The organism is Gordonia sp. (in: high G+C Gram-positive bacteria) (assembly GCF_047606305.1).
In the GTDB taxonomy this organism is placed as follows: Bacteria; Actinomycetota; Actinomycetes; order Mycobacteriales; family Mycobacteriaceae; genus Gordonia.
In genome coordinates, this window is sequence record NZ_JASGER010000051.1 from 85,997 (window position 1) to 95,719 (window position 9,723).

11 protein-coding genes and 1 riboswitch are annotated in these 9,723 nt (G+C 71.1%); of the genes, 1 reads left to right on the plus strand and 10 read right to left on the minus strand.

The genetic code is table 11. The features are described 5' to 3' along the window. Positions 1-4: 4 nt before the first annotated feature. From QM634_RS08225 to QM634_RS08245, 5 genes are read right to left on the minus strand one after another with little or no spacing between them, the layout of a single operon-like run. Entirely contained in the window at positions 5-562 is a 558-nt protein-coding gene (locus QM634_RS08225; RefSeq protein ID WP_415042287.1) for a potassium channel family protein, read from the minus strand. After that, the gene (locus QM634_RS08230) at positions 559-1,053 is read right to left on the minus strand and encodes a PH domain-containing protein (RefSeq protein ID WP_415042288.1); all 495 of its coding nucleotides are present in this window, start codon (positions 1,051-1,053) and stop codon (positions 559-561) included. The genes QM634_RS08225 and QM634_RS08230 overlap by 4 nt, the downstream gene beginning before the upstream one ends. After that, positions 1,050-1,520, minus strand: coding sequence for a 6,7-dimethyl-8-ribityllumazine synthase (gene ribH / locus QM634_RS08235; protein WP_415042289.1), 471 nt, complete (start codon positions 1,518-1,520; stop codon positions 1,050-1,052). Before ribH ends, QM634_RS08230 begins: the two co-directional genes overlap by 4 nt. Beyond that, positions 1,517-2,839 (minus strand): bifunctional 3,4-dihydroxy-2-butanone-4-phosphate synthase/GTP cyclohydrolase II, encoded by a 1,323-nt coding sequence (locus QM634_RS08240; RefSeq protein ID WP_415042290.1) that lies wholly within the window; start codon positions 2,837-2,839, stop codon positions 1,517-1,519. The genes ribH and QM634_RS08240 overlap by 4 nt, the downstream gene beginning before the upstream one ends. Continuing rightward, entirely contained in the window at positions 2,832-3,443 is a 612-nt protein-coding gene (locus QM634_RS08245) for a riboflavin synthase (RefSeq protein WP_415042291.1), read from the minus strand. Before QM634_RS08245 ends, QM634_RS08240 begins: the two co-directional genes overlap by 8 nt. 81 nt (positions 3,444-3,524) lie before the next feature. Then, positions 3,525-3,685: riboswitch (FMN riboswitch) on the minus strand. Positions 3,686-3,803: 118 nt separating this feature from the next. On the opposite strand from QM634_RS08245, the gene QM634_RS08250 reads away from it, so the two are divergent. Beyond that, positions 3,804-4,025 carry a LapA family protein gene (locus QM634_RS08250; protein WP_415042292.1) on the plus strand — a complete coding sequence of 74 codons (222 nt, stop codon included), beginning with the start codon at positions 3,804-3,806 and terminating at the stop codon, positions 4,023-4,025. 14 nt (positions 4,026-4,039) lie between these two features. Here QM634_RS08250 and ribD read toward each other — a convergent pair whose 3' ends face one another. The 5 genes from ribD to QM634_RS08275 form a co-directional block, all read right to left on the minus strand. After that, positions 4,040-5,068 (minus strand): bifunctional diaminohydroxyphosphoribosylaminopyrimidine deaminase/5-amino-6-(5-phosphoribosylamino)uracil reductase RibD, encoded by a 1,029-nt coding sequence (gene ribD, locus QM634_RS08255; protein ID WP_415042293.1) that lies wholly within the window; start codon positions 5,066-5,068, stop codon positions 4,040-4,042. Positions 5,069-5,072: 4 nt separating this feature from the next. Beyond that, positions 5,073-5,768, minus strand: a complete 696-nt coding sequence (gene rpe / locus QM634_RS08260) for a ribulose-phosphate 3-epimerase (protein ID WP_415042294.1) — start codon at positions 5,766-5,768, stop codon at positions 5,073-5,075. Positions 5,769-5,778: 10 nt separating this feature from the next. Further along, entirely contained in the window at positions 5,779-7,167 is a 1,389-nt protein-coding gene (locus tag QM634_RS08265; RefSeq protein WP_415042295.1) for an RsmB/NOP family class I SAM-dependent RNA methyltransferase, read from the minus strand. Beyond that, positions 7,164-8,135 (minus strand): methionyl-tRNA formyltransferase, encoded by a 972-nt coding sequence (gene fmt, locus QM634_RS08270; protein WP_415042296.1) that lies wholly within the window; start codon positions 8,133-8,135, stop codon positions 7,164-7,166. The genes QM634_RS08265 and fmt overlap by 4 nt, the downstream gene beginning before the upstream one ends. 31 nt (positions 8,136-8,166) lie before the next feature. Further along, the coding region (locus QM634_RS08275) for a primosome assembly protein PriA (RefSeq protein WP_415042297.1) at positions 8,167-9,723 on the minus strand (1,557 nt) is incomplete at its 5' end.

Below are 9,723 nucleotides of genomic sequence, written 5' to 3' on the forward strand. Positions count from 1 at the left end.
CAGCCTAGTCCGCCTCGGCGTCGCCGGCGGTCGTGATCGTGGTCGCATCCGGTTCGCGGGCCGCCCGCACGCGCTCGCTGACGAACTGGGTGACGAAGTGGACGCCGGCCCCGAGGATGAGCAACGAGGACACCATCTGCGCGGAGACCGCGATCCGGGCGGGTTGGGTGTTCGCGAAGATGTCCCCGAAGCCGGTGGTGGTGAAGACCGAGAGGCAGTAGTACAGCGCGTCGACTCGGGTCAGGCGCTGGCTGAAGCTGGTCGGCTCGTAGTTGGACAGCACGAAATAGGTTGCCGAGAACACCACGAGGTACAGGCCGATGAGTGCCGTCAGGACGTCGTAGGCCGCGAGCGTCGGGTACACGTTGGCGCGGATGCGACGCACCGCCCCGACACAGAAGACGAGCAGCAGGACGCCACCACAGACGAAGCCGACGGTGTTCCACCGGCTGTGGTGGTCGATCGGCAGCAGGAAGTAGGCCACGAGCAGCACGATGCCGGCGAGCAGCGGCCGACCGAACGCGGCGGCCAGCCACTCCTTGGTCCCGGGGCGATCGCTCATCGGCTCACCGGCAGGTAGCGCTGGTGAAGTTCGCGCACCGTCTCCATCGCGGACACCGCGGCCTCGCCGTCGCCGCTGCGAATGGCCATCACCGGGATGTGTTCGTCCATCGGCAGCTCGAGCCAGGCCGACGATCCCCGCTCGGGGTAGCTGATGCCCTCGATCTCGTCCCAGGCGAAGACCCGCTCGCCGATCAGGTTGCGCACGGCGACGCCCCGGGCACCGACCCGCAAGCGCGGACGGGTGAGCAGCAGGATCGCTCCGGCGACGAGAACGCCGATGAGGATGAGGGACCACTGGTCGGCGGAACCGAGGTTGCGCACCCCGTTGTCGCCGAAGTTGTGCGAATACCCGAAGATCCTGATCTTCGACGCGGTCACGAGATAGCCGAACACCGCGTGGATGATCAGCGCCACCACCGCCGCGATCCACGCCCAGCGGACCAGCTTGCGGGGCCGGTAGACGAAGTCCCACTCGTCCGGCGTGCTCACCGTAACGACCTCAGGATCAGGGCCGAGGCGAGCGCCGCGTTGACGGCCTGCGCGCCCTTGTCCTCGGAGGAGTCGGGCAGGCCTGCGCGGGCGAGCGCCTGCGCCTCGGTGTCGACGGTGAGGACGCCGTTGCCGACCGGCGTCGATTCGTCCAGCGACACACGGGTCAGCCCTGCGGTCACCGCGTCGCAGACGTAGTCGAAGTGCGGCGTCTCGCCGCGGATCACGACCCCCAGCGCCACGACCGCATCATGAGACCGGGCGAGCGCCTGCACGATCACCGGCAGCTCGATCGCGCCCGCCACCCGGATCACGGTCATGTCGGCCACACCGGCGGCGGTGGCCGCGCCGACGGCGCCGTTGAGCAGTGCCGTGCAGATCTTCTCGTGCCATTGCGACGCGACGATCGCCAGGCGCACCTCGTCGGCTCGGTCGAGCTCCAGCGAGGGTTCCCCGAATCCGCTCACCTGCGCTCCCCTCCTTCGGACACCGTGCCCGCGGGGCCGTCCTCGGGCAGGTCCAAGTCGTATTCGTCCAAGCCCTCCAGATCGTGGCCCATCCGGTCGCGCTTCGTGCGCAGATACCGCAGATTCTCCTTGTTGGCGCGCACCGGCATCGGGACGCGCTCGGTGATCGCCAGGCCGTACCCGTCCAGGCCGACCCGTTTGGCCGGGTTGTTCGTCAGCAACCGCATGGACCGCACGCCGAGGTCGACGAGGATCTGCGCGCCGATGCCGTAGTCGCGGGAGTCCGCGGGCAGGCCGAGTTTCAGGTTGGCGTCGACGGTGTCCGCGCCGGCGTCCTGGAGTTGGTAGGCCTGGAGTTTGTGGAGCAGACCGATCCCGCGCCCCTCGTGTCCACGCATGTAGAGCACGATGCCGCGCCCCTCGTCGGCCACCATCTGCATGGCCGCGTGCAGCTGCGGGCCGCAGTCGCAGCGCAGGGAACCGAAGACGTCCCCGGTGAGGCACTCGGAGTGGACGCGGACCAGAACGTCGTCGCCGTGGTCGGCGGAGATGTCACCCATGACGAGCGCCACGTGTTCGACGTCGTCGAAGTCGGAGGTGTACCCGACCGCGCGGAAGTCGCCGTACTCGGTCGGGATGCGGGCGTCGGCGACGCGCACGACGTGCTTCTCGTTGCGGCGCCGCCATGCGATCAGGTCGGCGATGGAGATGAGCGACAGGCCGTGATCGTCGGCGAAGACGCGCAGCTCGTCGGTCTGGGCCATCGAGCCCTCGTCCTTCTGGCTGACGATCTCGCAGATGACCCCGGCGGGTTGGAGACCGGCCAATGTGGCGAGGTCGACGGCGGCCTCGGTGTGGCCGGGCCGACGCAGCACGCCCCCCTCCTTCGCCCGGAGCGGGACCACGTGGCCAGGACGGGTGAAGTCGACGGCCTTGCTGTCCGGATCGGCGAGCAGGCGCATGGTCGTGGCCCGGTCCGCGGCGCTGATGCCGGTGCCGATCCCCTCGCGGGCGTCGACGGTGACCGTGTATGCGGTGCCGTGCTTGTCCTGGTTCGTGGTGTGCATCGGGGGCAGGCCCAGCCGATCGCAGTCCTCGCCGGTCAACGGCACACACAGATAGCCCGAGGTGTAGCGCACCATGAACGCCACGAGCTCGGGCGTGGCCATCTCGGCGGCGAAGATCAGATCGCCCTCGTTCTCTCGGTCCTCGTCGTCGACGACGACGACGGCCTTGCCCGCCTTGATGTCGGCGATCGCCTGTTCGACCGAATCGAACCGGACGGCCTCGCGCGGAGTCTCGGTGTTCTTCTCACTCATCGTCACTGCCCGTCAGCCGTTCCACGTACTTGGCGATCACGTCCGCCTCCAGGTTCACCATTCGTCCCACCTGCGCCTGGCCGAGATTCGTGTGTTCCAGTGTCGCCGGGATCAACGACACCTCGAACCACGGTCCGTCGTCGTCAGAACCCACCGCCGACACCGTCAGGGACACCCCGTCGACGGTGATTGAGCCCTTCTCGACCACGTAGCGGCGCAGTGTCGTGGGCAGGGCGATGCGGATGACGGTCCAGTTCTCGGCCGGGTTGATCGCGACGATCGTGCCGACGCCGTCGACGTGGCCCTGCACGATGTGGCCGCCGAAGCGTCCGTCGGCGCGCATCGCCCGCTCGAGGTTCACGGTGGAACCGACGGCGAGCCCGCCGAGGGAACTGCGGTCCAGGGTCTCGGCCATGACGTCGACCGCGAATTCGCCGTCCGCGGTGAGATCGGTGACCGTGAGACAGACGCCGTTGACCGCGATCGAGTCGCCGAAGGCGGCATCGCTGGTGACGGTCGGTCCGCGGACCGTCAACCGCGCAGCATCGACCAAGTCGTCTTTGGCGGTGATGGTGCCGCGCTCTTCGACGATTCCGGTGAACACCTCGTCTCCTTCCAGCTCACCCGAGATCGCGGGGCTGGGCGCGAGGGCGCCGACGACCCGGTGCGAAGACGCGACCGGTCGCGGTGTTCTCTCACATCCGGACTATGACCGTCGGCTCCGGATTCACACCGGATCTGCTGTCCCCGCCGGACCCCTTCGGGCCGGGCGAGCGCTCGCGGGCTCGATCGAGAATGTCGATCATCACCGCCGGTAGGGAATCTCACCCTGCCCCGAGAACTCTGTAGAAAACGCTAGCACGCGTGGCAAATCCGCCGAAGTCGTCGACCCCTTCGAATCACCGCGCATCAATGTTGCCGCGAAGTCGCTGGTCGGGCTCGGTGCTGTGCCATGCTTGCCTGCATGAGTAACGAAACGAAGAGCGGTTCGGGCATCGAGCACCTGCTGAAGCGGCACTGGTTCACCCTGCTGGTGGCGATCATCGCGATCGTGTTCATCGTGATCAACCGCACCCAGACGAAGATCAACTTCCTGTTCGCCGAGGTGGACACCTCTCAGTGGCTGGCCCTGACGGTCGCGGCCGTGCTCGGTTTGCTCGTCGGCGTTTTCCTGGGCCGCAAGTAGCGGCCGCGCAGCGGCTACACGTCGGGGTGGGTCCGCAGCACCAGCTTCACGTCGTTGCTGCCGTCCAACATCTGTGCCGCGACGATGACGAAGCGGTGCGCCTGCGCCAGGGTTGTCACGGTCGGGTCGTCGACCGCGCCCGCGCCCGCGCCGAGAATCGTCGGGGCGAGGTAGGCGTGGACCTCGTCGACGAGTCCGGCGGCGAGGAAGGCGCCGATGACCGACGGTCCGCCCTCGACGAGGATGTTGAGCGCATCGGGAACGGCGGCAAGAACCTCGTGCGGGTCGTGCGACCGGACCAGCTTCGTCGGCGCGGAGTCGTCGAGCACAGCAGCATCCGCGGGTAGGTCCCGATTGCCGACGACGATGCGCGTCGGCTGATGGTCGACAAGGCTGCCGTCCGGTTTGCGCGCGGTCAGTGACGGATTGTCTGCCAGCGCCGTCCCGGTTCCGATGACGATCGCATCCATGCCGGCCCGCACCCGGTGGGCGTCTTCCCGCGAGCCGCGGCCGGTGATCCATTTGCTGGTGCCGTCTGGTGCCGCGACGCGGCCATCGATGGTGGCGGCGATCTTGACGATGACATAGGGCCGCCCGGTCTCCTGCCGGTGCAGCCAGCCCCGCAGCGGGCCGTTGAAGGCCGCGTCGCCGCCGACGCCGGTGACAACGTCGATACCGGCATTGCGGAGGGTCTCGGCGCCATCGGCGGCTTCCGGGTTGGGGTCGGGCAGTGCGAAGACGACACGGACGATCCCCGCGTCGATGAGCGCCCGCGTACAGGGTCCGGTGCGCCCGGTGTGGTCGCACGGCTCCAGCGTGACCACGGCAGTGGCCCCACGGGCCCTGTCCCCCGCCTCGCGCAGCGCCATGATCTCCGCGTGCGCCCCGCCGGCCGCCTGAGTGTGGCCGACGCCCAACACCGAGCCCGCGTCGTCGACGATCACCGCACCCACCGGCGGATTGGGCGACGAGACCCCCATCGCCGCACGCGACTCCGCGATGGCGCGGGCCATCGCCGCCCCGTACGGCTGATCGGTGTTCATCGCCCTACTCGGTGCCCACGGCAGACGGCCGGTGCGCGGCAGCCTGCTCGCGCAGCGCGGCGACGGCACGCCCCGGGTCGTCGGCGCTGTAGACCGCGGAACCGGCGACGAAGCAGTCGACACCCGCCTCGGCGGCCTGCTCGATGGTGTCGGAGTTGATGCCGCCGTCGATCTCCACCAGAACGCTGAGCTCGCCGGCGTCGACGAGGCGTCGCGCGGTGCGCACCTTCGACAAGACCTCGGGGATGAAGCTCTGGCCTCCGAAGCCGGGTTCGACGCTCATCACCAGCAGGGTGTCGATGTCGCGGAGGATCTCCAGGTAGGGCTCGAGGTCGGTACCGGGCTTGATCGCCAGGCCCGCCATGCCGCCGGCCGCACGGATGTCGCGGGCGACCGCGCGCGGATCATCGGTGGCCTCGGCGTGGAAGGTGACGTTGTGGGCGCCCGCCTCGGCGTACGGCGGCGCCCAGCGGCCCGGGTCGTCGATCATCAGGTGACAGTCCAGCGGGATGTCGGTCGCCTTCAGCAGGCTCTCCACCACCGGGAGACCCAGGGTCAGGTTGGGCACGAAGTGGGCATCCATGACGTCGACGTGCAGCCAGTCCGAGCCGGCGACGGCGGCGGCCTCCGCGGCGAGGTTGGCGAAGTCGGCCGACAGGATGGACGGCGCGATCATCGGCGCGTTGGGTCGCTGGCACATGCCGATCAGTCTATGTCCGGCGGAGCACGGCGAGGAACATCGCGTCAGTGCCATGCAGATGCGGCCACAGTTGCACATGCGGACCGGACCCGAGGCCGTCGATCGGCATCCCGTCGGTCTGGACGAATATGCGCGCGTCGAGGCGCTCGGCGCCCGTGGCTGCGCAGACCGCGTCGACGACGCCGGTCGTCTCGGCCGGGTGCGGGGAGCAGGTCGAGTACACGACCGCGCCGCCCGGGCGGACGAGCGCCAGTGCCTCGGTCAGCAGCGCGCGTTGCAGCGGGACGAGTTCGTCGACGTCGGCCGGTCGGCGCCGCCACCGTGCCTCCGGGCGGCGCCGCAGCGAGCCGAGGCCACTGCAAGGCGCGTCGACGAGCACGCGGTCGTAGCCGGGTTCCAGTCCGCTGGCGCGACTGTCGGCGACGTGAACCGTGACCGGGAGGTCCGCCGTGACCGAGCGGATCAGGTCGGCGCGGTGCTCGGAGACCTCGACGGCGTCGAGATGGGCCCCGGCAACCTCGGCGAGCGAACCGATCAGCGCGGCCTTGCCACCGGGCCCGGCGCACAGGTCGAGCCAGCGGCCACCGTCGGGACCGTCGAGCTCGGCGCGGGTGAAGGCGATGGCCACCAGCTGGCTGCCCTCGTCCTGCACGCCGGCCAGGCCTTCGCGGACGACGTCCAGCCGACCGGGGTCGCCGCCGGGCAGGTAGACGCAGTACGGCGACAGCCGCCCTTCCTCACCGCCGGACATCAGGGCGAGCTCTGAGGCGGTCACCTGGCCCGGGCGGGCGACCAGGTGCACCGGCGGACGGGAGTCGTCAGCCGCGAGCGCCGCCTGCAATGCGCCGATCGAACCACCCAGCGCCTCCCGAAACACGTCGGCCACCCAGCGGGGATGGGCGTAGACGAAAGCCAGGTGTCCGACAGGGTCGTCGGCGATGGACGGGGCCAACTCCTGCGCCCACAGCTCCTCGTCTCGCTGGGACACCTTCCGGAGCACGGCGTTGACGAACCCGGCCGGCCCCTGCCCGTCCTCGGCGCGCACCAGGTCCACCGACGTCGACACGGCCGCGTGGGAGCCGATGCGGGTGCGCAACAGCTGATAGGCACCCAGTCGGAGCACGTCCAGGAGGCGGCCGTCGATCTCCGAGACCGGGCGGCCGGCCGCGGCGGCGATGACGGCGTCCAGGGTGCCCTGCGCCCGGGCGGTGCCGTAGGTCAGTTCCGTGGCCAACGCTGCGTCGCGACCGGCCAGGCCGCGCTCGCGCAGCAACGACGGCAACAGGAGGTTCGCGTACGCGTCGCGCTCGCGGACCGCCCGCAGGACGTCGCGGGCGGTCGCGCGGACCGGGTCGACTCGCTTGTCCCGGTACTTGCCGCCCTGCTTCCCGGTGGTCATCGCAGGACCTCCCCCGGCTCGAGACGGGCACCACGCGCCCAGTCGGCCGCCGGCATCTGCTTCTTCCCCGGGGGAACGACCCAGGTCAACGCGACGACCTCGTCGGCGGTGCCGACATACACGGCCTTCTTGGCGACCGCCAGCTGGCCGGGGGCCAACGCCGCCGGAGCCCCCGGCTCGCCGTCCACGCCCCGGCGCACGGGTCCGATCCGCAACCGCAACTCGTTGCCACCCGCGGTGACCAGGGACCAGGCCCCCGGTTCCGGGGTGTGTGCCCGGATGAGTCGCGCCACGATGTGTGCGGGCCGGCCCCAGAGCACGTGGGCGTCCTCCACGGTGATCTTCGCCGCGTGGGACACGTCGTGGTCCGGTTGCGGCACCGGCGCCAGTTCCCCGGCTTCGATTCCGTCGAGCGTGGCGACGAGCAGGGCGGCACCGGAGTCGGCGAGTCGGGCGAGTAGATCACCGCTCGTCTCCGCGGGATCGATGTCGGTGGTGAGTGAGCCGTAAACCGGGCCGGTGTCCAACCCCTCCTCGAGTCGGAAGGTCGTGGCGCCGGTCGCGGTGTCGCCCGCGGCGATTGCGGCCTGCACGGGGGCGGCCCCGCGCCAGGCCGGCAGGAGGGAGAAGTGCAGGTTGACCCACCCGTGTTCCGGCAGCTCGAGGAGCCCCGGTGGAATCAGTCCGCCATAGGCGACGACGGCGGCGCAATCGGGCGCCCATCTGGTGAGTGTGGCGAGGACATCGGGGTCTGCCGCGCCGTCGCGGGTGAGCCGCTCCGGCGTGTACACCTCGATCCCCAATTCGTCGGCCCGCCGGGCGACATCGCTGCGGTTGACCTTGCGGCCGCGGCCCGACACGGCGTCGGGTCGGGTGAGCACGCCGACGACGTCGTGGTGGGGCGAGTCGTGCAGAGCGTTCAGCGAGGGCACAGCGACAGCCGGGGTGCCGGCGAACAGGACGCGCATTCAGCCAATAGTAGGCGGGCGCCCCCGCGGCTCAACCGATGGTCGGCGGGTCCACCTGCACGCGCAGCGGGCCACCGTCGTGGGTGCCCGTACGACGTGCCTGCGCTGCGGCCAGGGCGTCTGCCAGGGCACGACCGTGACGGCGGTCGACGCGGATCAGGAGCCGTTCGAACTCCTCACCGGGCCCGAAGTCGCCGGGCGGCGGCCGGACGCCCGGGGGCAGCGGCACCGGGCCGAGGATTCCCGCTCCGTCGGGCAACTCGAGCAGGTCGACGAATTGGCGGACCGCTGTCGGGGTGCCGTCGACGGCGGCCATCGTCACGGCCGGCGGGAAGCCGAGTTCGGTGCGTTGGGCGAGCTGGTCGGCGGCGAAGCCGATGGGGTCCCAGCGCACGACCGCCTGTACCGGCGGCAGGTCGTTCTCGGCCAGGAGCACGACACTTCCACCGTCGCGCCCGCTGCGGGCCAGCGCCGCGATCGAGAACCAGTGCCGGGCCGCGTCCTCGTCGGCGCGCAGGTCCTCGCGGTCGAGGTGGGCCCAGGTGTCGACCGCGATGACGGTTCCGTACCCCTCGTCGGCGATCGGCTCGGCGCCCGGTGTCGCGACCACCAGCCGTGCTCCCGCGGGCACGGTCTCGACCATGCGGGACCCGTCGCTCGTCACCACCGGTACCCCGCGAAACGCCCGTCCCAACTCTTCGGCGGTGCGGGCCGAACCGATCGTCCGGGCCCGGATCTCGGTGGACCCGCAGGCCGCGCACCGCGGCGCCGGGTCGACGCGTCCACACCACCGGCACGACACGGTGCCGTCGCTCCCCATGCCGAGTGGGCCGTGACAGGACCGGCACCGGGCGTGGGTGCGGCACTTCGCGCACGCCAGCGACGGAAGGTAGCCGCGCCGCGGAACGCTGATGAGGACCGGTGCCCCCGCGTCGAGCGACGACCGGGCCAGGCGGAAGGCGAATTCGGGAATGCGGGCGAGCCGGACCAGCGGGTCGTTTCCGATCGCGCGGTTCTCCTCGGCGAGCGCCTGCACCCGGGGCCCGCGCTCGCGGATGGTCGCGCGGTCCGCGACCAGGTCGTGTGCCCATCCGGCGGCCACCAGGGCCTGGGCCTCGGCGGTGCGGGAGTACCCGCCGAGGAGCAGCCCGCACCCCTCCTGGTGTGAGCGCAGCACGGCGACCTCGCGCGGGTGCGGATACGGCGCACGGGGTTCGTCGAGGCTGGGATCCCCGTCGTCCCAGACGACCACGAGGCCGAGGTCGCGCACCGGGGCGAAGACCGCGCTTCGCGTGCCCAGCACGACGCGCGCCGTGCCGCGCAGCGCGGCCAGCCACCGGCGGTACCGGGCGGTGGGTCCCAACCCGGCGGCGAGCGTCACGCAGCGCTCGCCCAAGTGGCCGCAGGCCTGTTCGAGTCGGTCCAGGTCGCGCTGGTCGGGGACGACGACGATGACCCCGCGCCCGGCGGCCACGGTGTGGCCGATCAACTCGGCGAGCCGCGCCGGCCAGTCCTCCCCGGGGGTCGCCTGCCAGGCCGCGCGGGGCGCACGGCCGTCGCGCACGGCGGCGGCGAAGGCCGACGCGCC